The sequence below is a fragment of the Streptomyces sp. NPDC051561 genome (assembly GCF_044454195.1).
Classification (GTDB): domain Bacteria; phylum Actinomycetota; class Actinomycetes; order Streptomycetales; family Streptomycetaceae; genus Streptomyces.
Window position 1 is genome coordinate 1 of record NZ_JBITDM010000010.1, and the last position, 24617, is coordinate 24617.

20 protein-coding genes are annotated in these 24617 nt (G+C 67.8%); 7 read left to right on the forward strand and 13 right to left on the reverse strand.

All coding sequences use genetic code 11. The features are described from left to right. The first annotated feature begins 347 nt into the window (after positions 1 to 347). Complete coding sequence (locus ACIA73_RS22290) at positions 348 to 965, forward strand: GNAT family N-acetyltransferase (RefSeq protein WP_399440387.1); 618 nt, start codon at positions 348 to 350, stop codon at positions 963 to 965. 137 nt (positions 966 to 1102) lie between these two features. Here ACIA73_RS22290 and trxA read toward each other — a convergent pair whose 3' ends face one another. The 7 genes from trxA to ACIA73_RS22325 all read right to left on the reverse strand — a co-directional run bounded on the left by trxA (position 1103) and on the right by ACIA73_RS22325 (position 10641). After that, the gene (gene trxA, locus ACIA73_RS22295; protein WP_399440388.1) at positions 1103 to 1438 is read right to left on the reverse strand and encodes a thioredoxin; all 336 of its coding nucleotides are present in this window, start codon (positions 1436 to 1438) and stop codon (positions 1103 to 1105) included. A gap of 44 nt (positions 1439 to 1482) precedes the next feature. Beyond that, the gene (gene trxB / locus ACIA73_RS22300) at positions 1483 to 2457 is read right to left on the reverse strand and encodes a thioredoxin-disulfide reductase (RefSeq protein WP_399440389.1); all 975 of its coding nucleotides are present in this window, start codon (positions 2455 to 2457) and stop codon (positions 1483 to 1485) included. 126 nt (positions 2458 to 2583) lie between these two features. Then, complete coding sequence (locus tag ACIA73_RS22305) at positions 2584 to 3516, reverse strand: hypothetical protein (protein ID WP_399440390.1); 933 nt, start codon at positions 3514 to 3516, stop codon at positions 2584 to 2586. Next, on the reverse strand, positions 3513 to 4217 hold the full coding sequence (gene sigM / locus ACIA73_RS22310) for an RNA polymerase sigma factor SigM (RefSeq protein ID WP_399440391.1): 705 nt from the start codon (positions 4215 to 4217) through the stop codon (positions 3513 to 3515). The genes ACIA73_RS22305 and sigM overlap by 4 nt, the downstream gene beginning before the upstream one ends. Before the next feature lie 31 nt (positions 4218 to 4248). Then, positions 4249 to 5982: a protein kinase family protein gene (locus ACIA73_RS22315; RefSeq protein WP_399440392.1), complete on the reverse strand. Its 1734-nt coding sequence runs from the start codon at positions 5980 to 5982 to the stop codon at positions 4249 to 4251. Positions 5983 to 6102: 120 nt separating this feature from the next. Further along, positions 6103 to 8250: a murein biosynthesis integral membrane protein MurJ gene (murJ, locus tag ACIA73_RS22320; protein WP_399440393.1), complete on the reverse strand. Its 2148-nt coding sequence runs from the start codon at positions 8248 to 8250 to the stop codon at positions 6103 to 6105. Between the two features lie 72 nt (positions 8251 to 8322). Next, positions 8323 to 10641: a DUF6049 family protein gene (locus ACIA73_RS22325; RefSeq protein WP_399440623.1), complete on the reverse strand. Its 2319-nt coding sequence runs from the start codon at positions 10639 to 10641 to the stop codon at positions 8323 to 8325. Positions 10642 to 10823: 182 nt separating this feature from the next. Here ACIA73_RS22325 and ACIA73_RS22330 point away from each other — a divergent pair, with 182 nt between their 5' ends. Continuing rightward, positions 10824 to 12290 (forward strand): CCA tRNA nucleotidyltransferase, encoded by a 1467-nt coding sequence (locus ACIA73_RS22330; RefSeq protein WP_399440394.1) that lies wholly within the window; start codon positions 10824 to 10826, stop codon positions 12288 to 12290. A 77-nt stretch (positions 12291 to 12367) separates the two neighbouring features. Here the strand turns inward: ACIA73_RS22330 and ACIA73_RS22335 are convergent, their stop codons facing one another. The 3 genes from ACIA73_RS22335 to ACIA73_RS22345 all read right to left on the reverse strand — a co-directional run bounded on the left by ACIA73_RS22335 (position 12368) and on the right by ACIA73_RS22345 (position 15573). Then, positions 12368 to 13663: an MFS transporter gene (locus ACIA73_RS22335; RefSeq protein WP_399440396.1), complete on the reverse strand. Its 1296-nt coding sequence runs from the start codon at positions 13661 to 13663 to the stop codon at positions 12368 to 12370. Positions 13664 to 13777: 114 nt separating this feature from the next. Next, a complete protein-coding gene (locus tag ACIA73_RS22340) occupies positions 13778 to 14860 on the reverse strand; it encodes an inositol-3-phosphate synthase (protein WP_399440397.1) in 1083 nt (360 codons plus the stop codon). A 50-nt stretch (positions 14861 to 14910) separates the two neighbouring features. Next, a complete protein-coding gene (locus ACIA73_RS22345; RefSeq protein ID WP_399440398.1) occupies positions 14911 to 15573 on the reverse strand; it encodes a helix-turn-helix transcriptional regulator in 663 nt (220 codons plus the stop codon). Between the two features lie 378 nt (positions 15574 to 15951). Here ACIA73_RS22345 and ACIA73_RS22350 point away from each other — a divergent pair, with 378 nt between their 5' ends. After that, entirely contained in the window at positions 15952 to 18666 is a 2715-nt protein-coding gene (locus ACIA73_RS22350; protein WP_399440399.1) for a transglycosylase domain-containing protein, read from the forward strand. A 157-nt stretch (positions 18667 to 18823) separates the two neighbouring features. Further along, positions 18824 to 20311, forward strand: coding sequence for a glycosyltransferase family 87 protein (locus tag ACIA73_RS22355; RefSeq protein WP_399440400.1), 1488 nt, complete (start codon positions 18824 to 18826; stop codon positions 20309 to 20311). Positions 20312 to 20403: 92 nt separating this feature from the next. Here the strand turns inward: ACIA73_RS22355 and ACIA73_RS22360 are convergent, their stop codons facing one another. The 3 genes from ACIA73_RS22360 to ACIA73_RS22370 form a co-directional block, all read right to left on the reverse strand. Then, positions 20404 to 21435, reverse strand: a complete 1032-nt coding sequence (locus ACIA73_RS22360; RefSeq protein WP_399440401.1) for an alanine racemase — start codon at positions 21433 to 21435, stop codon at positions 20404 to 20406. A 96-nt stretch (positions 21436 to 21531) separates the two neighbouring features. Continuing rightward, complete coding sequence (locus ACIA73_RS22365; protein WP_399440402.1) at positions 21532 to 22653, reverse strand: lipid II:glycine glycyltransferase FemX; 1122 nt, start codon at positions 22651 to 22653, stop codon at positions 21532 to 21534. 119 nt (positions 22654 to 22772) lie between these two features. Then, positions 22773 to 23087, reverse strand: coding sequence for a hypothetical protein (locus ACIA73_RS22370; protein ID WP_399440403.1), 315 nt, complete (start codon positions 23085 to 23087; stop codon positions 22773 to 22775). Between the two features lie 266 nt (positions 23088 to 23353). On the opposite strand from ACIA73_RS22370, the gene rpsF reads away from it, so the two are divergent. From rpsF to rpsR, 3 genes are all read left to right on the forward strand, one after another. Continuing rightward, complete coding sequence (gene rpsF / locus ACIA73_RS22375; RefSeq protein WP_399440404.1) at positions 23354 to 23644, forward strand: 30S ribosomal protein S6; 291 nt, start codon at positions 23354 to 23356, stop codon at positions 23642 to 23644. Positions 23645 to 23715: 71 nt separating this feature from the next. Next, positions 23716 to 24324 (forward strand): single-stranded DNA-binding protein, encoded by a 609-nt coding sequence (locus ACIA73_RS22380; RefSeq protein ID WP_399440405.1) that lies wholly within the window; start codon positions 23716 to 23718, stop codon positions 24322 to 24324. A gap of 43 nt (positions 24325 to 24367) precedes the next feature. After that, positions 24368 to 24604, forward strand: coding sequence for a 30S ribosomal protein S18 (rpsR, locus tag ACIA73_RS22385; RefSeq protein ID WP_003967857.1), 237 nt, complete (start codon positions 24368 to 24370; stop codon positions 24602 to 24604). The last annotated feature ends 13 nt before the right edge of the window (positions 24605 to 24617 follow it).

A 24617-nucleotide genomic window follows, 5' to 3' on the forward strand; every position in this document is an offset into this window, starting at 1 on the left:
AGGCCCTCCCCCCTCGCCCCAGACCTCCCCACGACGACCGCCCCCCCCGGGGGGCCCCGCGGGCGCGGCCGCCCCCCCCCCCCCCCCCCCCCCCCCCCCCCCCCCGCCCTTTGCTTGTCGCCGGTACCCGTCCGATTGCGCGGTGGATACGATGCCTTGTGGTACGGCGCATCCACTGTGATCCACCTCGGAGGGGGAGCCATGCGATCGGTGAGCCGAGGCCAATGGGTGACTGCGGGACTGGGAATCGGGGCGGTCGGCGGATTCGTCGGCAGTCTGATCCACGAATGGAGCGCGCTCAGCGCTGCTCGTGGCGCGGCAGGCGACGAAAGTGGGGAACAGCCTTCATGGGGCGTCGGCTCGTACCGCTCACGCTGGACAACCTTGCGGACCTTCCCCTCCGCTGCCGCAGCTGTGTCTTCTGGGAACTCGACCCCGTCCGTGGAGAGGTCGCGGTAAAGGCCGGCCGGGCGGAGGGGGAGAAGGAGGCCTGGATCTCGGCGGTCCTGCTGGAGTGGGGGTCCTGCGGGAGGGTTGTCTATGTGGACGACGTCCCTGTCGGCTTCGTGATGTACGCGCCACCGGCGTATGTGGCACGGGCGACGGCGTTCCCCACGAGTCCGGTCTCACCCGATGCGGTGCAGCTGATGACCGCTGCGATCGTGCCCGGATACCAGGGCCAAGGGCTGGGGCGGGTGATGGTGCAGACCGTGGCCAAGGACTTGCTCGGCCGGGGCTTCAAGGCGATCGAGGCATTCGGTGACGCGCGGTGGAAGGAACCGGCCTGTCTGCTTCCGGCCGAGCACCTGCTGGCGGTCGGATTCAAGACAGTGCGCCCGCACCCCAAGCACCCGCGGTTGCGGCTTGAGCTGCGTACGGCGCTTTCCTGGAAGGAAGACGTCGAGCTGGCGCTGGACAAGCTGCTGGGAGTGGTCCAGAAGGAGCCGGTACTCCGGCCTCTCTAGCGAGAACACCGAAGCGAGAACACCGAAGCGAAAACAGCGAGGATCCGGAAAACGCTGAGGGCCCACCCCGGTCCGGGGTGGGCCCTCAATGTTTCACGTGAAACATCGTCGCTGTTTCACGTGAAACAGCGGGGGATCTACTTCTCGCCGATGAAGGGGTCCAGGTCGCGGACGATCGCGGCCTTCGGCTTGGCGCCGACGATCGTCTTCGCCACCTCGCCACCCAGGTAGACGTTCAGCGTCGGGATCGACATGACGCCGTACTTGGCCGCGGTGGCCGGGTTCTCGTCGATGTTCAGCTTGACGACCTCGATCTTGTCGCCGTGCTCGGCCGCGATGGCTTCGAGGGACGGCGCGATCTGACGGCACGGACCGCACCAGGCGGCCCAGAAGTCGACCAGGACGGGCTTGTCGCTCTTGAGGACGATCTCGTCGAAGGAGTCGTCGGTCACGTTCTTCAGGTCGCCGGCCACGGCGGCCTCCTTCACTTCTTCAGGGGTGTGGGGTGGGGGAAGAGTTAGACGGCAGGGGTCTTCTCAGGCTCGGCCACCTTCTCGCTGTCGGCGAGCGCAGCGAGGTAGCGCTCCGCGTCGAGCGCGGCGGAGCAACCGGTACCGGCGGCCGTGATGGCCTGTCGGTAGGTGTGGTCGACGACATCGCCCGCAGCGAAGACACCGGACAGGTTGGTGCGGGTGGACGGAGCTTCCACCTTCACGTAGCCCTCGTCGTCCAGCTCGACCTGACCCTTGAAGAGCTCGCTGCGGGGGTCGTGGCCGACTGCGATGAACAGGCCGGTCACGTCGAGCGGGGCGCTTTCGCCGGTCTTGGTGCTGCGCAGGGTGATCCCGGAGAGCTTCTGGTCGCCCTGGAGGGACTCGGTCTCGCTGTCCCAGGCAAACTTGATTTTCGGGTCGGCGAAGGCGCGCTCCTGCATGGCCTTGGAGGCACGCAGGGTGTCACGGCGGTGGACGATGGTGACGGACTTGGCGAAGCGGGAGAGGAATGTGGCCTCTTCCATCGCGGTGTCGCCGCCGCCGACCACGGCGATGTCGTGGTCCTTGAAGAAGAAGCCGTCGCAGGTGGCGCACCAGGAGACGCCGCGCCCGGAGAGCGCGTCCTCCTGGGGCAGGCCCAGCTTGCGGTGCTGGGAGCCGGTGGAGATGATCACGGCCTTGGCGCGGTGCACGGTACCTGCGGTGTCGGTGACGGTCTTGATGTCACCGGTGAGGTCGACGGACACGATGTCGTCGGGTACGAGCTCGGCACCGAAGCGCTCGGCCTGGGCGCGCATGCTGTCCATCAGGTCGGGGCCCATGATGCCGTCACGGAAGCCGGGGAAGTTCTCGACCTCGGTGGTGTTCATCAGCGCACCACCTGCGGTGACGGCACCTTCGAACACCAGCGGCTTCAGCGACGCGCGCGCGGTGTACAGCGCGGCGGTGTAACCGGCCGGCCCGGAGCCAATGATGATCACGTTACGGACGTCGCTCACGGGTTTCTTCCTCGTCTCTGCAGACTGCTTACTGCCAACCGGGGCCCGGTCTGAACCTTCCACCCCACCCAACGGATACTACGGGGCTGGCATTCCCGGGACTGCCGAGCAGATCGAGGTGTGTACTCAGCGTCGCGGGTAGGCCTGGGTCAGCAGCAGTTCTCCCTTGCCCCCGGGTGCCTTGGTGGTGCAGGCCGCGTCGACGACGTAGGCCTGGACGCTGGAGGTGTCGGAGGCATGCGGCAGGACGAGGAGAAACGCCGGCTTTCCGTCGTAGGTGCCCGACTCGCTGCCGAGGGGAGCTTCCTCGCGGCCGGTGCCCAGCTGGACGCAAGGGGGCACGTCGAAGCTCTGCTTCGGCGAGGGAGGTGTCTCCTGGATATCGAGGGACGGCGCGTTCTTCTCCCTGGGGGTTTTCAGCCCCTCCGGCTGCGCTGCGAGAAGTGTCTCTACCTGGCCCTTGATCGGGGAGCCGGAGAACGTCTGGCTCTTCACCGAAGCGGCATCGCTCTTGCTGGCGCCGTCCTTCGAGGGAGCGGAGGGCTGTAGCAGGAGGACGCCCATGCCGAGCGCGGCAACGCCGAGAACCGCGCCCCACACTGCCCGGCGGCGCTGCCGCCGGACAGGAGAGGCGCGGCCCGGCCCGGTGGCCGCCCGCGCATGCCCCGCCGGACGGTCCACGGCCGGAGAGACCTGCCGAGGCACACCGGCCGATGTTTCACGTGAAACATCCTGCGTGGCTTCCCGTACGGGGTGGGGTGCATCGATGTCGTCGGGTGCGGCAGGGGTCAGGTCGGGTGCCGTGGAGTTCAGTAGTGCCTCGGCCGCCAGTGCCGCGTCGATCCGGCCGGCGATGTCGGCGGGCATCCGCGGGGGCCCGGGCAGAGTGCCCAGCAGCCCACGGATCTCCTCCAGGCACAGTTCGACGTCGGCGCAGAGCGCGCAGCCGTCGAGGTGACGGCGTACGGCCTCGGTGCGGGATGCCGACAGCAGCCCCTCGGCGAGGTCGGAGATCTCCGCGACATCAGGGTGCTGAGTCGTGCCGGCCGTAGATGTCACGCGCGCCCACCTCCGCCCTTCACAGCAGTAGGGCCGTTCGGCCCTGCGTCCCGTTGTTCCGATGCCGGTGGGACGGATGTCCCCGGCCCTCGGTTCCTTCCCCTCCCGGAGTCCTCGCTACTCCCACTGCCGCCGCGCAGATGAGTGAGGAGTGGCAGGAGTCTTGCCCGACCGCGTGCGCAGCGGCTCTTCACCGTTCCGGTCGGCACGTCGAGGACGCGGGCTGCCTCTGCCACCGGGTATCCCTGCATGTCGACGAGGACCAGGGCCGCCCGTTGCTCGGCGGGCAGAGTACGCAGTGCCGCCACCAGTTCATGGTGCAGTTCCTGACGTTCGGCAGGAGCCTCGGCCGACTCGTGCGGCTCCAGCAGTTGCTCCAAGCGCTCCGTGTCGTCCATCGGTGAGGTCCTGCGGGACGCCGCCTTGCGGACCCGGTCGAGGCAGGCGTTCACGGTGATGCGGTGCAGCCAGGTCGTGACGGCGGACTGGCCGCGGAAGGTGTGGGCGGCCCGGTAGGCGGACACCAGGGCGTCCTGGACCGCGTCAGCGGCCTCCTCCCGGTCGCCGAGCGTGCGCAGGGCGACGGCCCAGAGGCGGTCGCGATGGCGGCGTACGAGCTCGCCGAAGGCCTCGGGGTCCCCCTTGACGTGCCGAGCCAGGAGTTCCTGGTCGTCGGCATCGCGCAGTGTGACGTCGTCCAACGGTGAGCCCCCCTCTCCCCTGATGGCTTGGTCAGCCGGTGAACTTCACATCGGTTATGGCCTGTTTGTAGCCCGGACGGCTGTATTCGTCCTTCCCCGCGTGGGGCATGGCTGTCATCCACAGCAGCACATAGCGAGTCTTCACCGGCTTCGTTGCCTTGAGAGAGGCTTTCGAACCACTGGTGGTTGCGGTGGCGATTTTCTTCATCGAGTCGACATCCCCGGGCGAGGACAGCGAGTCCGCCGCGTACAGCGTGATCGTGGTGTGGTCCCCCGCGTACTTGAGCGCTATCGACGACGCGGACACGTCCTGCTCCGCGCCGAGGTCGTAAACGATGCCCACGCCCTTTTTGATGGAGGGCGCCAGCTTCGGGCCGTCCTCGAAGCTCTTGGTGCGCCAGAAGGTGGCGCGGTCTCCGTCGTAGGTGTCCGCGACGGCGCCGGGTGCCTGGGGCAAACCGTCCGGAGAGAACTCGGCCGCGTCCTCGATGGTGAGCGGCTTGGAGGCGATGGGGCGGGGGCTCTGGTTGTTCTTGGGCTCGGTCTGCGTCTGGTTGTCGTTCTTGTCGCGTCGGTCGAGCAGAGTGTCGGCGATCTGCCAGCTGCCCAGGCCGAGCGCAGCGATGAGCAACGCCGCCACACTCCACTTGAGTGCCTTGCCGGTGCGGCTCTGGAGCGGCGGCGGGGGCACGGGTGCCATCGGCTGTGGGGCGGTGTGGGGCTGTGGGCGGCCGTACGACCCCTGCTGATAACTGGTGCGCTGGTAGTCCGGGCGCGGGGTGAACGCGGGCTCCGGCGGGCGGATGCGGGGCATCGCTGCGACGGCCTTGGCCAGCTCGTCCGGGGTGGTGCAGGGCGGCTCCTGCCGTGAGGCGGTCGCGCCATCGTTGGCCAGTGCCCGCATGGCAAGTTCCGAAAGGCCCCGGTGGACGCCGGCCCGCACCTGGTCGGGCGCGATCAGCCCGATGCCCTTGGGCAGCCCGGTCAGGCCGTAGGCGTCGCTCTCGTACGGCCAGCGCTGGGTCAGCGAGGCGTACAGCAGGGCGCCGATCGCCTCGGTGTCGGTGAGCTGGGGGCGCTCCGTGGTGATGCCGCGCAGGGCGGCGTTCACCGCGAGGCCGCGGATCCGGTACTGCCCGGTGGAGGTGCGCAGGACCGCGCTGGGTGTGAGCCGCAGGTGGGCCAGGCCCTCCCGGTGAGCGGCGGCCATGGCCTGCGAGACCTGGCTGACCAGCTGGTACGCGTCGTGCGGCTCCAGCGGACCGGAGGCCAGCAGGGCGGTCAGCTCGGTGGCGTCGGGCAGCCACTCGTGGACGACGTAGACGAGGTCGTTCTCCTCGACGGCGTCCAGGACCTGCACGAAGCGGGGATCGCCCAGCAGCGCGGAGGAGCGGGCCGCGGCGAGCACGGAACGGGCGCGGGCGTGGTCTGCGGGCAGCAGATGAACGCCGACGGCACGGCGCAGCTTCTCGTCGACCGCGCGCCAGCTGCTGAATCCGTCGAGGCGGGTGACGCACTCCTCAAGTCGGTAGCGCCGGGCCAGCTTGTGGCCGCTGTGCAGTTCCGGCGCGACGATCGGGGACTCGGTGCCCTTCTTGGCCTCGTCCTGCGTGCTCATCTCCGGTGTGTCCTGGCCTTTCGCCACCCCGTCGGCCGTGGCCCTGTCCGCATCAGCGGCAGACGACGCCTTCCCGCCAGGGGCGGGAGAAGGGCCGTCACCGCTGTTGTCGGCCACGTCGACGGCAGCCGTGCTACGTTCCGCCACCGTCGTTCCTGCCTCCCCATCCGTTGCGCGCTGCTGAGCAGCCCTGCCAATTGTGCCCACAGTCCGCCGCTCTGCACGACACACGGTCGCGGGCGACGGTTGTGCTGCCGCTGTGGTTTCTCAGCGGCCGAGACGCCCGCGGACCATGCCCACCAGGGCGTTCAGTTCCGCGATGCGCATCTTCTTCGCCGCGACGAAGAAGACTCCGAGGAGTACGACGCCACCGACGATCAGTGCTACGAGTGAGCCGAGAACTCCCTGGCCGAGGGCCTGCGAGAGCGCATACCCCACTGCGCCCGCGACCATGGCTGCCGGAACCGAGGCAATCGCCAGGCGTGCGTACGTACGCAGCACGTTCGCTCCGTCCAGGTCCCCGCCGAGCCGGTTGCGCAGCCGCTTCCAGGCGATGCCCACGCCGATGGCGTAGGCGATTCCGTACGAGGCGGCCATACCGGTGACGGCCCAGCGGGGCGGCAGCACCAGGTAGCAGAGTGCGGAGGCAGCCGCGTTGACGGCGGCGACGATGACCGTGTTGTAGAAGGGCGTCCGGGTGTCCTCGTATGCGTAGAAGGCACGCAGCACGACGTACTGCACCGAGTACGGGATCAGGCCGAGGCCGAACGCCATCAGCATGTAGCCCATGTTGGTGGCGCTGGAGGTGCCGGAGGAGCCGAAGATCAGGGTGCAGATCGGGACGCCGAGGGCGAGGAAGGTGAAGGCGATCGGCACGATGGCGACAGCCGTGGTGCGCAGCCCCTGCGAGACGTCGTCGCGGACGGCGCCCGAGTCGTTCTCGTTGGCCGAGCGGGCCAGTCGGGGCAGCAGGGCAGCCATCAGGGAGACGGTGATGATGGCCTGCGGAAGGGCCCAGATGAGCTGTGCGTTCGCGTAGGCGGTGTAACCCGTACCCTCCCCCGCCTTGCCGACGGCAGCGGTGGCGAGCTGGATGACGACGATCGCGCCGGCCTGGTTGGCGAGGACGAACAGCACCGTCCACTTGGCCAGCTTGGCCGCCTTGCCGAGGCCCTGGCCCTTCCAGTCGAAGCGCGGGCGCAGCCTGAAGCCGGTCTCGCGCAGGTACGGGATCATCGCCAGGGCCTGAACGACGAGGCCGAGCAGAATGCCGACGCCGAGCAGCCGCTCGCCCTCGGGCGGGATGGTGCTGACCGTCATGTCGGAGTTCGCCGAGGTGCCGTACACCCAGATGAACAGCCCCAGGGTGGCGATGATGACGATGTTGTTGAGGACCGGGGTCCACATCATCGCGCCGAACTTCCCGCGCGTGTTGAGGATCTGCCCCATCACCACATGGACACCCATGAAGAAGATCGTGGGGAGGAAGTAGCGGAGCAGGGTCACCGCTACGTCGTTGGCTTCGGGATTGTTGGAGATCGGCACCGAGATGAACCGGACCAGCAGCGGTGCGGCGAGCATTCCGAGAGCGGTGAGCGCGCCGAGGGCGACCGTGACCAGGGTCAGCAGGCGGTTCGCGAAGGCCTCGCCGCCGTCCTCGTCGTTCTTCATCGCGCGTACCAGCTGGGGTACGAAGACGGAGTTGAGGCCGCCGCCGATGGTCAGGATGTAGATCATCGTCGGAAGCTGGTAGGCGACCTGGAAGGTGTCGCCGAGCATGCCCGCGCCGAGCGCCGCGATGATCAGCGCCGAACGGATGAAGCCGGTGAGGCGGGAGACCATCGTGCCCGCGGCCATCACCGCACTGGACTTCATCAGGCCTGCCGCACGGCCCGCGGGCTTCTTCGGTGCGGCCGCCGGAGCGGCGGCCGGCTCCGGAGCGGTCTGGGCGGGCACCCCCGGCGTCTGCTGGTCACGGTAGAGGTGGGCGAACGCGTCCTTCTCGGGCTGCTCGTCCTGGCTCGCCCGGGTGACCAGGTCGTCGACGCCGGTGAACTGCACGGTGCGGGCGTCGTCGCCGTACGGCAGATGTCGGGACGGCCCATCGGGCTCGGGCGGCGGTGTCTGCGCCCAGATCTGCGGGTTCGGAGCGTGCGGGGGTGCGGCCGGCTGCTGATACAGCGGCGACGTCTCCTGGTAGGTGCCCGGGGGCGGCGGCGGGTGCGAGGCGCGGTCGTAGAGCGCCTCGGTCACAGGGTCCTGCGCGGAGAGGTCCTGCGACCGGTAAGGATCGTGGTCGTAGGCGGACCGGAAATACGGGTCCTCCGGCGCGTCGGACTGCTGGGGCGGGGGCGCGGAGCCCGCCGCATCGCCGCCCGCGCGCTGGCCGCGGTCACCGTCGTACGGCGCGTTCATTGCAACCCCACCTCATCGTCCCCGGCCGACGGCCACGACACAGCTCAACGTTTATCGCTCACACGGCATAGCTCAACGGTCCACTTTCTCACCCGTGGCCGAAGGGTCCCCGCTTTCCGGACCGGTGTCCGTGCTCGGGTCACTCGGCTGCTCGGGTGCTTCACCGTCCGGGACGTCGCCGTCGGGTGCGGAATCGTCGGGCAGGTCGGTGCGGGCCGCTGTCCGCTTGCGCTGCGAGTACATCTTGATTCCGGCGAACACCAGCAGCAGCACGCCGCCGGCAATCACCAGCATGATCGTGGGGGTGACCTCGTTGACGCTCACCATGAACCGCATCTCGGGCCCGTACGGCGTGCCGTCGTCGGTGTAGAGCCGGGCGATCACCGGGACCTTGCCGTTGGCGTTGGCCGTCGTGGCGATCTTGACCGACTGGCTGTGGCCGCCGCCGACCTTGATGGGCTGCTCGGTGACCGCGCTGCCCTCGCCCTCGCCCAGCTTGAGGCGGGCCGGCATGGTCGACTCAAGCCGCAGTACCAGGTGGTCGACGTCCTGCACCAGCTTGTTCTGGACCGTTACGGGGATGGTCGCGCTGCGCCCCGAAAGGGTCGCGGTCGACTTCTCGATCAGGTTGACCTCGTTGGTGAGGTCGTCCAGATAGCGCTGGACGTCATCGCGGTAGATCGCCGCCGAGGTCTCCTTCTTGCGCCAGGACGTCGACATCTCACGGTTTATGGCGTTGCCGAACGGGGTGACGACCCGCTCCGGCCGAGTGAGGATCACCTTGAAGCGGTCCAGGGTGTACTGCGTCGCCTTGATGTTCTCGAAGGCCGTGGTGGGCAGTTCCTGGTCGCGCAGGGTGGCCGGGTACGAGGACGAGGCGGGGATCTGTGTCGTGGCGTCGGGGTCCGGCTTGGCCTTCGCCGCCGCCACCAGATCGAGTGGCTGGGTCCAGCGCGGGAGTTCCAGCGTCCGCAGCGCGGTCGCCATCGACTGCGCCTGGGCGACCGAGGGGATCCGCTGCGGGGCCACCACGACGCTGCGCTGCTTCTCCTCGTCCTGGAGGGTCACCGCGAGTGTCTGGGCGAGGAACTCCTGGACCGCCAGCGTCGAGTTCTCCGCGCTGGCCATGTCGCCCTGGAAAGAGGTGGAGAGCCGCGTGTCGGCGACCACGGCGGTGCGGCCCGTACCGATCGGCCGGGCGGCGGTCGGCGTATAGCCGAGCGAGTCCCGGAGGCTGTCGCTGCGCGCGATCACATTGTGGGCGCCGGCCGAGGTGGCGGTGTTGACGATCGAGGGGTCGATGGCGCCCTCGACGGGCCAGGCGAAGTCCGTGGACGGCTTGACGTGCAGGACCGAATCCACCGTGATCCTGGCGACTTCGGTGGCCCGCTGCAGCTGGTTCAGGGAGCCGGGGACGTTCTTGCCCCGGTGGGCGAGCGAGGCCAGGTCCGGGTCCGCGAACGGCAGCGCCACCACCTTCTTGCCCTGAACCGCCTTCTCCACCGAGTTCAGCCATTCCTTGGCGACGGCCTGGCTCTTGCCCGTCACCTCGGCGCCGGTCGTCCTGTCCTTGACCGTGTAGCCCTTCGCCATCGCGTCGACGGTGGCGAGCAGGTCAGGGTCGATGACCCAGGTCACGGGCAGTTCGTTGCCCAGCGAGACCATCTGCTCCAGCCGACCGCCCGGTGCGAGCTCCTTGGCGAGGTCGTCGTTGTCGAAGACCGGGGTCTGCTGCTCGTCCGATCCCGTCTCGGCGGACAGCCGAGTGGTGGTGATCAGCGGCCACAGGTAGGTGAGCTGAGTCTTCTTCTGCGTCCCCTCGGGAGCCCAGGGGAGGAATGTCCGCTCGATGCCCAGGACCCGCTCGGTGCTGCGGCCCGCCGTCTTCCCGGAGAGCGAGACGCCGAGCTGGTAGACACCCGTTTCGCCGAGTCCCAGCTTGTCCACGGGCACGTTGAGTGAGAAGTCCGTGCTGATTCCCGGCCGCAGCCGGGGGATCTTGACGACGTACGTCTCCAGCTCCTCGGGCTCGCCGCCCTCCGCGTAGTCGGAGTCGGCCGCCGCGGAGTCGATCTCGGTCCGCCCTGAGAGCCGGTGGCCCACCCGCAGACCGACCCGGGCCTCTGTGACGTCCTGCTTGCTCCTGTTGGTGACCGTGCCGGACACGGTGATCGTGTCGCCCTTCACGGGGGCGTTGGGAGTCAGGGAGTCCAGTGCGACATCGACAGTGGCGGCCCCGGTGGCGTCCTCCGAGGCGTAAGACGCAGGCGCGACCGGTAGCTGGGTCAGGCCGATCAGGAGCGGGGCACCGACCATGAAGGAGGCCGCGCGCCGGGTCCATCGGCGGGCAGGAGAAGGGTTCATCCCCTGAAAGTCTGCCGCCTCGGCCACGCGCTCGCCCGTCCCTCGTCGTTGGCTGCCGTTGATGGTTGCCCGGTTGCTGCGTCCACGCATGGTAACGATGCGTATGGCGGCGAAGTGCCGCGGACTGCGCCACATGATCGGAAGAGTCTCTCAGGGCCGGACGAAAACGATGACACTGCGCCCGGCACGGGCACGTACCCTTTTCTGTTGTGCCGAACGCCAACGAAGACAACCTCAGCGCCCTGAGCCAGGTGCAGCACCGCGCAGTCAGCGAACTGCTGCGGGTCTCCCCTGTCGCCGACGACCTCGCCCGCCGATTCCAGGAGGCGGGCTTCCGCCTCGCCCTGGTCGGCGGCTCGGTCCGGGACGCGCTCCTGGGCCGGCTCGGCAACGACCTGGACTTCACCACCGATGCCCGCCCCGAGGACGTGCTGAAGATCGTCAGGCCGTGGGCGGACGCGGTGTGGGAGGTAGGGATCGCGTTCGGGACGGTGGGGTCGCAGAAGGACGCCCGTGTCGGAGGCGTCGATATGAGCTTCCAGGTCGAGGTGACGACGTACCGCTCCGAGGCGTACGACCGCACCTCCCGCAAGCCCGAGGTGTCCTACGGCGACTCCATCGAGGAGGACCTGGTACGCCGCGACTTCACCGTCAACGCGATGGCGGTCGCGCTTCCGGAGAAGGATTTCATCGACCCGTACGGCGGTCTGGAAGACCTGTCGGCCAAGGTGCTGCGCACCCCCGGGACCCCGGAGGACTCCTTCTCCGACGACCCGCTGCGGATGCTGCGGGCCGCCCGTTTCGCCGCGCAGCTCGACTTCGAGGTCGCCCCCGAGGTCATCGCGGCGATGACGGCCATGTCCGACCGGATCGAGATCGTCTCCGCCGAGCGGGTACGTGACGAGCTCAACAAACTCCTGCTCTCCGCCCACCCGGCGAAGGGCCTCTCGCTGCTCGTCGACACCGGGCTCGCCGAGCACGTGCTGCCGGAGCTGCCCGCGCTGCGGCTGGAGAGTGACGAGCACCACCGTCACAAGGACGTCTACGAGCACTCGCTGATCGTCCTCCAGCAGGCCATGGACCTGGAGGAGAACGGTCCCGACCTGGTGCTGCGGCTGGCAGCCCTGCTGCACGACATCGGTAAGCCGCGCACCCGGCGTTTCGAGAAGGACGGCCGGGTCTCCTTCCACCACCACGAGGTGGTGGGCGCGAAGATGACCAAGAAGCGCATGACGGAGCTGAAGTACTCCAACGACATGATCAAGGACGTGTCGAAGCTGGTGGAGCTGCACTTGCGCTTCCACGGCTATGGCACCGGCGAGTGGACCGATTCGGCCGTACGCCGCTATGTGCGCGACGCGGGCCCACTGGTGGATCGGCTGCACAAGCTGACCCGCTCGGACTGCACCACCCGCAACAAGCGCAAAGCCACCGCGCTGTCCCGGGCGTACGACGGCCTGGAGGAGCGCATCGCACAGCTTCAGGAGCAGGAGGAACTGGACTCGATCCGGCCCGACCTCGACGGCAACCAGATCATGGAGATCCTGGGAATCAAGCCCGGTCCTGAGATCGGCCAGGCGTACACGTTCCTGCTCGAACTGCGCCTGGAGAACGGCCCGATGGAGCACGAGGCGGCCGTCGCGGCGCTCAAGGAGTGGTGGGCCGGGCAGAGCTGAGCGCGGCAGGGCGGTGTTTCACGTGAAACACGGGGTCGTGTTTCACGTGAAACACGACCAGGACGGTGGGCGGTGTTTCACGTGAAACATCGCCCACTCTTCGTCCTCCGGCGCCAATGGGACAGGGTCAGCGCCACCACCGCGTAGAGCACGGCCACACCGAGGACCAGGGCGACCGAGCGCCCGTCGGGCGGCAGCACCAGGGCGGCGACGGCTGCGGCACTCACGAAGGCGACGTTGAACAGCACGTCGTAAAGGGAGAAGATCCGGCCGCGGAAGGCGTCGTCCACCGAGGACTGCACCACGGTGTCGGTGGCGATTTTCGTGCCCTGGCTGACGAGACCGAGCGCGAAGGCGGCGATCAGTACCGGCACGGGCGCGAAGGACAGCCACAGCGCCGGAACGAGAACGGCTGCCGAGGCCGAGCACGCCACCATCCAGCCGTACGCTCCCAGCCGCCCCACCGCCCAGGGGGTGATCAGCGCGGCGACGAAGAAGCCGGCCCCGGAGACGCCGAGGGCGAGGCCGAGCAGAGCGAGCCCGTCCGTGCCGTTGGCGGCGTGGGGCTCATCGGCCCAGGCGTACCGGCACAGCATCAACAGGGTGACGGTCAGCGCGCCGTAGCAGAAACGCAGCACCGTCATCGCGGCCAGCGCGCGAGCCGCAGGGCGTTGCCCGGCCAGGTGGCGCAGACCGTCGAGGAGCCCGTGTGCGGTGGAGGCGAGGGCCGCGCCGATCCGGGGCTGGAGCACCTCACGGTCGGGTCCCAGCAGTTCCCGGTCCATGCGCAGGGAGGCCAGTGCGGCACAGAGATAGAGGACCGCCCCGAGCAGGACGACCGCCGCGTCCGAGTCCCACCCCAGCAGCCGCACGGCGAAGGCGAGACCGCCACCCAGAGTGGCCGCGAGTGTGCCGGCCGTTGGGGAGAGCGAGTTGGCGACGACCAGGCGTTCGCCGTCCACGACGCGGGGCAGGGCGGCGGAGAGCCCGGCGAGAACGAACCTGTTGACCGCCGTGACCGAGAGCGCGGACGCGTAGAAGATCCAGTCCGGGGCCGAGGCGACGATCAGCAGGGCGGTGCTCGCGGCAAGGACGGCGCGCAGCACATTGCCGTACAGGAAGACCTGTCGGCGTCGCCAGCGGTCGAGGAGGACTCCCGCGAAGGGCCCGATGACGGAGTACGGCAGCAGCAGTACCGCCATCGCGGAGGCGATCGCGGCCGGTGAGGTCTGCTTCTCCGGGGAGAAGACGACGTACGCCGCGAGGGCCACCTGATAGACGCCGTCCGCGGACTGCGAGAGCAGCCGCACCGTCAGCAGACGCCGGAAGTCGGGAAGGCGCAGCAGCACACGCAGATCACGCACGACGGACATGCGTGCAAGGGTCACACACGCACCACGAGGAGGGGCCCCGGGCGACTGCCCGGGGCCCCTCCTCGTGGAAATACGACGGAGTCGGTTGCTCCTCCGTGGGAAAGCTGGCGGAGCTTAGCGCTCGACCTCGCCCTTGATGAACTTCTCGACGTTCGCGTAGGCCTCGTCGTCGAAGTACTGCACCGGCGGGGACTTCATGAAGTAAGAGGACGCGGAGAGGATCGGGCCGCCGATGCCGCGGTCCTTGGCGATCTTCGCGGCGCGCACCGCGTCGATGATGACGCCCGCGGAGTTCGGGGAGTCCCACACCTCAAGCTTGTACTCCAGGTTCAGCGGAACGTCACCGAACGCACGGCCCTCAAGGCGGACGTACGCCCACTTGCGGTCGTCCAGCCAGGCCACGTAGTCCGAGGGACCGATGTGGACGTTGTTCTCGCCCAGCTCGCGGTCGCGGATCTGCGAGGTGACAGCCTGCGTCTTGGAGACCTTCTTGGACTCCAGGCGGTCGCGCTCCAGCATGTTCTTGAAGTCCATGTTGCCGCCGACGTTCAGCTGCATGGTGCGCTCCAGGCGCACACCGCGGTCTTCGAAGAGCTTGGCCATGACGCGGTGCGTGATGGTGGCGCCGACCTGCGACTTGATGTCGTCGCCGACGATCGGGACGCCCGCCTCGGTGAACTTGTCAGCCCACTCCTTGGTGCCGGCGATGAAGACCGGGAGAGCGTTGACGAAGGCGACCTTGGCGTCGATGGCGCACTGGGCGTAGAACTTCGCCGCGTCCTCGGAACCGACCGGCAGGTAGCAGACCAGGACGTCGACCTGAGCGTCCTTCAGGGCCTGGACGATGTCGACCGGGGCCGCGTCCGACTCCTCGATGGTCTGGCGGTAGTACTTGCCCAGGCCGTCCAGGGTGTGGCCGCGCTGGACGGTCACACCGGTCTGCGGCACGTCGCAGATCTTGATGGTGTTGTTCTCGCTGGCGCCGATGGCGTCCGCGAGGTCGAGGCCGACCTTCTTGGCGTCGACGTCGAACGCGGCAACGAACTCCACGTCCTTGACGTGGTACTCACCGAACTGCACGTGCATCAGACCGGGCACGCGACTGGCCGGGTCAGCGTCCTTGTAGTACTCGACGCCCTGGACCAGCGACGCAGAGCAGTTGCCCACGCCGACGATGGCTACGCGAACCGAACCCATTGACGGTTGCTCCCTGTGTGTTCTCGACGAGGCCTGCGGAGTGCAGGACCTCAGTTGGCGGTGTCCTCGGACGGATCCGGCGGGGTGTCGTCCCCGTGCCGGGTCAGACCGTCCGGGTCACCTGATGTCTTGTCCTCGGAACGGTGTTGATCCCGTCCCGCCCGCTCGCTCTCGATGAGCTCGTTCAGCCAGCGCACTTCGCGCTCCACGGATTCCATGCCGTGCCGCTGAAGTTCGAGGGTGTAGTCGTCCAAGCGCTCGCGGGTACGGGCGAACGAGGCCCGCATCTTCTCCAGGCGCTCCTCCAGCCGGCTGCGACGTCCTTCCAGGACGCGCATCCGCACCTCGCGCTCCGTCTGCCCGAAGAAGGCGAAACGGGCGGCGAAGTGCTCGTCCTCCCAGCTGTCGGGTCCGGTGTGCGAGAGCAGCTCCTCGAAGCGCTCCTTACCTTCTGCCGTCAGTCGGTAGACGATCTTGGCGCGGCGCCCTGCCAGTGAGGCAGCGAGCGCGTCCTCGGGGGCGCTACCCGGTTCCTCGATCAACCAGCCGCTGGCGACGAGTGATTTGAGGCACGGATAGAGCGTGCCGTAACTGAAGGCACGGAAGACGCCCAGCGAGGTGTTGAGCCGCTTGCGCAGCTCGTAGCCGTGCATCGGGGACTCACGGAGCAGGCCGAGCACGGCGAATTCGAGGATGCCGGAGCGTCTGCTCATCCTTCGCCCTTCCGCTGCTGTCCGTGAGTTCCGTTTAACAGTCCGGCACTTATGCCGAGCTGATGTATCGACTCGATACATCCAGACGATAGAACGGCCGCACGCCCGCGACAAGGCCAGTCATGGTGAACGGCGTCACATCATCAATTTGTGGGAAGCAACTTGCCTGATTTGGGGTGAACATCGGCACTGAGAGGGTTTTGAGCGTGCGTAGTCTGTGCGGCATGCACAACACCGGGAGCCGCGTGACGCAAGGGGGCGTCGTGTTCCCGGCTGCAGTTCGGATGAGCCCGTGGGAGGGCCCGTCCGTATTTCGGGGGGACCGGAACTCAGCTGCCGCTTCCAGGCGAACTCGCCTGCCCGAGGAGTAATCGTTCGATGAGCGAGCACCGTCGCAAGCAACCGCAGCCGCAAGGTGGCGGACGTGCCGCGGCCAGGAAAGCCGCCCAGCAGTCTTCTTCAGGCCGCCGAGCGGCCCCGTCGTCCGGAGCCGGCGCCGCCGGGTCGGCGTCAGGTTCGTACGGCCAGGAGCGGCCGTACGGAGGGAGGGCCGAGGCCCGCCGCGCCGCTCAGCGGGGCGGCGGGGGCGGTGGTGGAGGTGGCCGTCGTGGAGGCGGCGGCCGGGACGATTTCGAGGGCCCGGGGCGCGGCCGAGGGCGAGGTGGCCGTCCCCAGAAGAAGAGGCTGATCGACTACCCGCGCTCCATGAAGTACGGGTGGAAGCGGTTCGTCCCGTCGTGGAAGCAGGTGACGGGGCTGTGCATCGGCTTCGTCGGCGCCCTGCTGGCTGCGGGAAGCATCGCGTACGCCTGGGTGGACGTACCCAAGGTGCACGACACGGCCACGGCGCAGAACAACGTCTACTACTGGGCCGACGGCAAGCAGATGGTGGCGACCGGCGGTGAGTTCAACCGCCAGCTGCTGGACTTCGACGACATCCCACCGGCGATGCAGAACGCGGTGAAGTCGGCGGAGAACAAGTCGTTCGACGACGACCCCGGTGTCGACCCGATGGGCATCCTGCGGGCCGTCGGACGGATGGCCATGGGTGGCAACACCCAGGGCGGCTCGACGATCACCCAGCAGTTCGTCAAGAACTCGATGCTCGGCCAGGAGCAGACCCTCAGCCGTAAGTTCGCCGAACTCATGATCTCCATCAAGGTCGGCGACACCTGGGACAAGAACAAGATCATGGCTGGCTACCTCAACGTCTCGTACTACGGGCGGGGAGCGTACGGTCTCCAGGCCGCGTCCCGTGCGTACTTCGACAAGGAAGCCAGCGCGCTCACCCCCAGCGACTGTGCCTTCCTGGCAGCAGTCCTCAAGGGGGCGACGTACTTCGACCCGGCCGGCGCGGAAGCCATCGATCCCGAAGCCACCCCGGAGAAGAACCGCAAGCGGGCCGAGGAACGGTGGGGCTGGATCCTCGACGAGCAGGTGAAGGACAAGCGCCTGTCCCAGGCTGAGCGGGACAAGTACCCGAACTTCCCCAATGTCATCAAGCCGAAGAAGAACGCCCAGCTGGGCGGGCAGATCGGTTACCTGGTCGACCTGGCCAAGGCCAACTTCATCAACAAGAATGACCAGGGCATCGACGCGGAGGACCTGTCCAAGGGCGGGTATCACATCTACACCACCTTCGAGAAGGACAAGGTGGATCGGCTTGAGAAGGCCGTGAAGAGCGTCTACGACAAGAAGATCGACCCGAAGAAGCGGCCGAAGACGGACCCCCACGTCCAGTTCGGTGGTGCCTCGGTCGACCCCAAGGACGGCAGAATCGTCGCCATCTACGGCGGTGCAGACGCCACCAAGCACTTCACCAACAACGCTGACCAGACAGGTGCTCAGGTCGGCTCGACCTTCAAGCCGTTTGTGCTGGCCGCAGCCATGCAGTACGGCAAGCGGGACCCCGAGGGGCCGAAGGACCAGGACGGTTCCCAGCGGACCATCGTCTCCCCGAAGAGCATCTACAACGGCGACGACAAGCTGAAGATCAAGGAGTACAACGGCGAGGTCTGGCAGAACGAAGAGGGCAAGGAATGGCTCCAGACCAACGACGGACACGAGGACTACGGCAACATCAACCTTCGTAAGGCGATGGAGGTTTCCGCCAACTCCCCCTATGTCCAGTTGGGCATGGACGTGGGCATCGACAAGGTCCGTAAGTCCGCGATCGACGCCGGTCTCCTGGACACCAGCCTCGCCAAGGGCGACAACCCCTCGTTCTCCATCGGCATCTCCGACCCGAGCGCGATCCGGATGGCGGGCGCATACGCCACCTTCGCGGCCAGCGGCAAGCAGAACGAGCCGTACTCGGTCAAGGAGGTCAAGAAGAGCGGCGCTGTGATCTGGAAGCACGAAGTGGCGCCGCAGGCCAGGATTCCCGCCAACGTCGCCGACAACGTGACCGAAGTGCTGAAGAACGTCGTCGATAAGGGCACCGGTTCCAACGCTCAGATCCCCGGGCGCGAGGTGGCCGGCAAGACCGGTACCACCGACGGCAACAAGTCGGCCTGGTTCGTGGGGTACACCCCGCAGCTGTCCACGGCCATCGACATGTACCGCCTGGACGACAACGCGGAGAACAAGAACCGCGCGTTCCTGGAGATGTTCGGCACGGGTGGCGAGAAGAAGATCCACGGCGCTTCGTTCCCGTCGCAAATCTGGCACGACTACATGGTCGATGCGCTCAAGGGCAAGCCCGCCACGGACTTCCCCGTGCCCGAGCCCATCGGTGAGCCTGTCTACGGCGGTGGCGCCAAGAGCCCGACGCCCACCCCGACGCCCACCCCGACGCCCACTCCGACGGAGACCCCCGAGGACACCCCGTCCCCGACCACCCCGCCGGCGCCCTCCCCGGGCGAGACGCACGGCAACGGCGGCGGTGAGGAGTGCGGCCCGTTCGACTGGGACTGCCATCAGCAGGACCCGGGTGACGCGAACGGTGGCGCTGACGGCGCGGGAGGTGCCATCGGAGGCCCGACCGACACACCCGCCCCACCGGGCGGAGGCCAGAACGGTGGGCAGAACGGCGGCCAGGACGGCGGCGAGAACGGCGCCGGAGGCGGCCTCCTGGGAGGCAACGGCGAGTAGCCGCCCAGCACCACAGCAGGAAACGCGGTAACCCCGAGGGCCGCCGCACCGATATCGGTGCGGCGGCCCTCCCCGTATGCCCGCACCATGCACCCACCCGTGCCCGATGGCAGCGGCAGCCCCACCGCGCACAGGCCGGTACGGCAGGATGTCCCGCATGACGAGCGTGCACGAGGACCGGCCCGTACCCCCCACGCGGCAGGACGAGGTGGCCGCCGCCGGCAGTGAGTTGATCGGCGGGCCCATCGGCCGGTGGGCCCGGCTCGGCGGCAGCCGACTGACCCCTGTCCGTGTCGTCGCGCTCGTGACGATCGGCATGTTCGCCCTCGGCATGGTGCAGAAGCTGCCCTGCTACAACTGGGCCTGGTTCCAGGGCGCCAGCTCCCAGTACACCCACGCCTGCTACTCCGACATCCCGCACCTGTTCGTCGGACGAGGCTTCGCCGAGAATCTGCTGCCCTACTTCGACCGGCTCACCGGTGACATGAACTTCCTCGAATACCCGGTCCTGACCGGCCTGTTCATGGAAGTCGCCTCCTGGCTGACCCCCACCGGCGGCACCATCCAGTACCGCGAACAGATCTACTGGCTCGTCAACTGCGGCATGCTGATGATCTGCGCCGTCGTCATGGCCGTCTCCGTCGCCCGCACCCACCGCCGCCGACCCTGGGACGGGCTGCTCGTCGCCCTCGCGCCGGCCTTCGTGCTCACCGCCACCATCAACTGGGACCTGCTCGCCATCGCCCTGGCCGCCGCCGGCATGCTGATGTGGTCACGCGGCCGGGCTCTCGCCTTCGGCATCCTCATCGGGCTCGCCACCGCCGCCAAGCTGTACCCGGTACTGCTCCTCGGGCCGCTGTTCCTGCTCTGCTGGCGGGCCGGGAAATGGCGGGAGTTCGGCGCCGCCGCACTGGGCACCGCAGGTGCGTGGCTCTTGGTGAACCTGCCCGTCATGCTGCTCGCACCCGAAGGCTGGAAGAAGTTCTACACCTTCAGCCAGGAGCGGCAGGTCGACTTCGGCTCCTTCTGGCTGATCATCACCCAGCGCACCGGCCACTCCTTCCAGGTCGAGAACGTCAACACCTACGCCACCCTGTTGATGCTCCTGCTGTGCGCCGGTATCGGCTGGCTCACCCTCGCCGCCCCGCGCAGGCCGCGCTTCGCGCAGCTCGCCTTCCTGGTCGTCGCCGCGTTCATCCTGACCAACAAGGTCTACTCGCCGCAGTACGTCCTGTGGCTCGTCCCGCTCGCCGCCCTCGCCCTGCCGCGCTGGCGCCACCTGCTGGTCTGGCAGGCCTGCGAGGTCATGTACTACCTCGGGATCTGGCAGTACCTCGCCTTCACCACCAGCGGGGACAAGCGCCAGGGCCTGCCCACCGACGGTTACCACCTGGCCATCGCCCTGCACCTGCTGGGCACCCTCTACCTCTGTGCCGTCATCGTCCGCGACATCCTCATGCCGGAACGCGACGTCGTACGACGCGACGGCTCCGACGACCCCTCCGGCGGCGTACTCGACAGGACCCGCGACGTCTTCGCGCTGGGAGCCGCAGCCAGGCCACCACGACATGCCGCACAGCAGGTCCAAGGGCCACGAGTGCAATGGGGCACCCACCAGCAGCGTGGCAGCGCCGCACTCGACTGACCGTCCGGAACGCGCGAAGGGCCGCCCGCACTCCCCGTGCGGGCGGCCCTTCGCGCAATGCAGCGACGACGTTTCACGTGAAACATGACGCCCTAGCGGTCCACCAGCCGATCGAACTGCGTGGTCGTATGCCGCAGATGGGCCACCAGCTCCTCGCCCACCTTCGGCTCCTGCGCATCCGACGGAACGAAAAGAATCGACACCTGCATGTGCGGCGGCTCCGCGAACCACCGCTGCTTGCCCGACCACACGAACGGCGCCAGGTTCCGGTTCACCGTCGCCAGACCCGCCCGCGCCACACCCTTCGCCCGCGGCATCATCCCGTGCAACGCCTTCGGCGCCTCCAGGCCCACCCCGTGCGACGTACCGCCCGCCACGACGACCAACCAGCCGTCCGAAGCCGCTTTCTGCTGCCGGTAACCGAACCGGTCGCCCTTGGACACCGGCGTCACGTCGAGCACCGCACCGCGGTACTCCGTCGCGTCATGGTCTCCCAGCCACAGCCGGGTACCGATCCGTGCCCGGAACCGGGTCTGCGGGAACTGCTGCTGCAGTCGCGCCAGTTCCTCGGACTTGAGGTGACTGACGAACATGGTGTGCAACGGCAGACGGGCCGACCGCAGCCGGTCCATCCACGCGATGACCTCCTCGACCGCGTCCGAACCGTCGGTGCGGTCCAGCGGCAGATGCAGCGCGAACCCCTCCAGACGTACGTCCTCGATCGCCGCATGCAACTGCGCGAGCTCCGACTCCTTCACCCCGTGGCGCTTCATCGAGCTCATGCACTCGATGACCACACGGGCACCCACCAGGGCATGCACCCCGTCCACGGACGACACCGAGCGGATCACCCGGTCCGGCAGCGGCACCGGCTCCTCGCCCCGCCGGAACGGGGTCAGCACCAGCAGATCCCCGCTGAACCAGTCCTTGATGCGAGCCGCCTCGTAGGTGGTCCCCACCGCGAGGATGTCCGAGCCGAAGCGGGTGACCTCCTCGGCCAGGCGCTCGTGGCCGAAGCCGTAACCATTGCCCTTGCAGACCGGAACCAGGCCCGGGAACTGCTCGATCACGGACTTCTGGTGCGCCCGCCAGCGCGCGGTGTCGACGTAGAGAGTGAGCGCCATGAGCCGGTCCGGAACCTTTCCCGTTGCTGCCGTGAGTGATGCGACTTGCTGCTGCGAATATGCGTGGAGATACGAGAGCTCAGCGGTACGCCGAGGTCAGCGACGCGACATATAGATGTCGAGCGCCTTGTGGAGCAGCTTGTTGAGGGGGAAGTCCCACTCGCCCAGGTACTCGGCGGCCTCGCCACCCGTACCCACCTTGAACTGGATCAGACCGAAGAGGTGGTCCGTCTCGTCCAGCGAGTCGGAAATGCCACGCAGGTCGTAGACCGAAGCGCCCATCGCGTACGAGTCGCGGAGCATCCGCCACTGCATCGCGTTCGACGGACGGACCTCACGACCGATGTTGTCCGAGGCGCCGTAGGAGTACCAGACATGGCCACCGACCACGAGCATCGTCGCGGCGGACAGGTTCACCCCGTTGTGCCGGGCGAAGTACAGCCGCATCCGGTTGGGGTCCTCGGAGTTGAGCGCTGACCACATGCGCTCGAAGTAAGCCAGCGGGCGCGGACGGAAGTGGTCGCGCGTCGCAGTGATCTCGTACAGCCGCTGCCACTCCGCCAGATCGCCGTAACCGCCCTGGACGACCTCGACACCGGCCTTCTCGGCCTTCTTGATGTTGCGCCGCCACAGCTGGTTGAAGCCCTTGTGGACTTCCTCCAGCGAACGGTTGGCCAGCGGCACCTGGAAGACATAACGCGGCTGTACGTCGCCGAAACCGGCGCCACCGTCCTCGCCCTGCTGCCAGCCCATCTTCCGCAGCCGGTCCGCCACCTCGAAGGCACGCGGCTCGATGTGCGACGCCTCCACATCACGCAGACGCTTCACATCCGGGTCCTGGATACCGGACTTGATGGCCGCCGCGTTCCAACGACGGATCACCACGGGCGGGCCCATCTTCACCGAGAACGCACCCTGCTGCTTCAGGTGCGCCAGCATCGGCTGCAGCCAGTCGTCCAGATTGGGCGCGTACCAGTTGATCACCGGGCCCTCGGGCAGATATGCCAAGTAACGCTTGATCTTCGGGAGTTGGCGGTACAGCACCAGGCCGGCGCCGACCAGTTCACCGGTCCTGTCGAACCAGCCCAGGCTCTCCGAGCGCCACTCCGCCTTCACGTCGGCCCATGCCGGGACCTGCATGTGGCTCGCCGCGGGCAGGCTCTGGATATAAGCCAGATGCTGCTCTCGGCTGATGGTCCTCAGGGTCAGGCTCGTCATGCGGGGCACTCCTCGGCAGCTGTGTCCCCATGGGGTCAGGGGCTCCGGCTCTCGCGCCGAAGCCTACTGCGCCAAAGGAGCGCCCCGTCTGGCCCTGTGCGGCCGGGCCTGCGCCGCAGTCAGCCCAGGAGGCCACCGAACAGTCCGCCGTGCGCCATCCCCAGGAAGAAGCCGAGCGCCGAGGCACCCAGACCGAGGATGGTCACAAACCTCTCGCGGGTCGTCGCGGAGACGAACATCGAGTAGCCGCCGGTGATGATTCCGACCAGACCCGCCCAGGAACTCAGCAGGTGGAGGTTGTGGAACATCGCCGTCACCAGCGCCAGCACACCCAGTACCAGCGTCACCGCCATCAGCGTGTCCTGGAGCGGATGGGACTTCCCGTCGGTCGCGAAGAGCGAGATGGACGTGTCGTGTCGCATTGCCTGTGCCACGGGGCACCTCCTGGCAGAAGGCGGCGCACTGTAGCGCCGCTCACACCCGATGTGTACAGATTGCGGCCTTCCGGGGCCCGATTTCAACCGGAAGCCTCTCTACGGGTACTCTGGACGGTCTGCACCGGTGTCACCCCTGCCCTAAACGTCTCCGTGGGTCTTTTCTCGCGGGATTGTCAGTGGCAGTCGATACCGTTGCGTACGCATCACGACCCTCCTGCCACGGAACGACCGTGGCCGCTGAGTCCAAAGGAGGTGGGTTCCACATGCGTCACTACGAAGTGATGGTCATCCTCGACCCCGATCTTGAGGAGCGCGCAGTCGCCCCCCTGATCGAGAACTTCCTTTCCGTCGTCCGTGAGGGCAATGGAAAGGTCGAGAAGGTCGACACCTGGGGCCGTCGTCGTCTGTCCTACGAGATCAAGAAGAAGCCCGAGGGCATCTACTCGGTCATCGACCTGCAGGCCGAGCCCGCAGTCGTCAAGGAGCTCGACCGACAGATGAACCTGAACGAGTCGATCCTCCGGACCAAGGTCCTCCGCCCCGAAATGCACTGAACCTCGGTTCAGCGTTAATCGGGTCCGAGTAGCACCACAGCAGCCAGCAATCCCCGCCGAGAGGTTCACCCATGGCAGGCGAGACCGTCATCACGGTCGTCGGCAATCTCGTCGACGACCCCGAGCTGCGCTTCACCCCGTCCGGTGCGGCGGTCGCGAAGTTCCGTGTCGCGTCCACTCCCCGCATCTTTGACAAGCAGACCAATGAGTGGAAGGACGGCGAAGGCCTGTTCCTCACCTGCTCGGTCTGGCGTCAGGCGGCGGAGAACGTCGCGGAGTCGCTTCAGCGAGGCATGCGCGTCATCGTGCAGGGCCGGCTGAAGCAGCGGTCCTACGAAGACCGTGAGGGCATCAAGCGCACGGTCTACGAATTGGACGTCGAGGAAGTCGGCCCCAGCCTCAAGACCGCCACGGCCAAGGTCACCAAGACCTCCGGTCGCGGTGGCCAGGGTGGCGGGTTCGGCGGCGGTGGCGGTCAGCAGCAGGGTGGCGGCGGCAACTGGGGCGGCGGCTCCGGTGGCGGCCAGCAGGGCGGCGGAGCACCCTCCGACGATCCCTGGGCCTCCAACGCGCCGGCCGGTGGACAGCAGCCGCAGCAGGGCGGGGGTGGCTGGGGCGGAAACTCCGGCAACTCCGGCTCCGGCGGCGGCGGTGGCTACTCGGACGAGCCTCCCTTCTAGGGAAGTTCGATCCCCCACTTCTTGATCACACAGGAGAAACACCATGGCGAAGCCGCCTGTGCGCAAGCCTAAGAAGAAGGTCTGCGCTTTCTGCAAGGACAAGACCCAGTACGTGGACTACAAGGACACGAACATGCTGCGGAAGTTCATTTCCGACCGCGGCAAGATCCGTGCCCGCCGCGTTACCGGCAACTGCACGCAGCACCAGCGTGACGTCGCCACGGCCGTCAAGAACAGCCGTGAGATGGCGCTGCTGCCCTACACGTCCACCGCGCGATAAGGAAAGGGTGACC

Excerpts from the sequence above, each read along its gene's own strand:
- ACIA73_RS22290 (WP_399440387.1), top strand. The coding sequence starts at position 348 with ATGGGGCGTCGGCTCGTACCGCTCACGCTGGACAACCTTGCGGACCTT.
- murJ (WP_399440393.1), bottom strand. The coding sequence starts at position 8,250 with ATGAACGCGCCGTACGACGGTGACCGCGGCCAGCGCGCGGGCGGCGAT.
- ACIA73_RS22335 (WP_399440396.1), bottom strand. The coding sequence starts at position 13,663 with ATGTCCGTCGTGCGTGATCTGCGTGTGCTGCTGCGCCTTCCCGACTTC.
- ACIA73_RS22340 (WP_399440397.1), bottom strand. The coding sequence starts at position 14,860 with ATGGGTTCGGTTCGCGTAGCCATCGTCGGCGTGGGCAACTGCTCTGCG.
- ACIA73_RS22345 (WP_399440398.1), bottom strand. The coding sequence starts at position 15,573 with ATGAGCAGACGCTCCGGCATCCTCGAATTCGCCGTGCTCGGCCTGCTC.
- ACIA73_RS22350 (WP_399440399.1), top strand. The coding sequence starts at position 15,952 with ATGAGCGAGCACCGTCGCAAGCAACCGCAGCCGCAAGGTGGCGGACGT.
- ACIA73_RS22355 (WP_399440400.1), top strand. The coding sequence starts at position 18,824 with ATGACGAGCGTGCACGAGGACCGGCCCGTACCCCCCACGCGGCAGGAC.
- ACIA73_RS22360 (WP_399440401.1), bottom strand. The coding sequence starts at position 21,435 with ATGGCGCTCACTCTCTACGTCGACACCGCGCGCTGGCGGGCGCACCAG.
- ACIA73_RS22365 (WP_399440402.1), bottom strand. The coding sequence starts at position 22,653 with ATGACGAGCCTGACCCTGAGGACCATCAGCCGAGAGCAGCATCTGGCT.
- rpsF (WP_399440404.1), top strand. The coding sequence starts at position 23,354 with ATGCGTCACTACGAAGTGATGGTCATCCTCGACCCCGATCTTGAGGAG.
- ACIA73_RS22380 (WP_399440405.1), top strand. The coding sequence starts at position 23,716 with ATGGCAGGCGAGACCGTCATCACGGTCGTCGGCAATCTCGTCGACGAC.
- rpsR (WP_003967857.1), top strand. The coding sequence starts at position 24,368 with ATGGCGAAGCCGCCTGTGCGCAAGCCTAAGAAGAAGGTCTGCGCTTTC.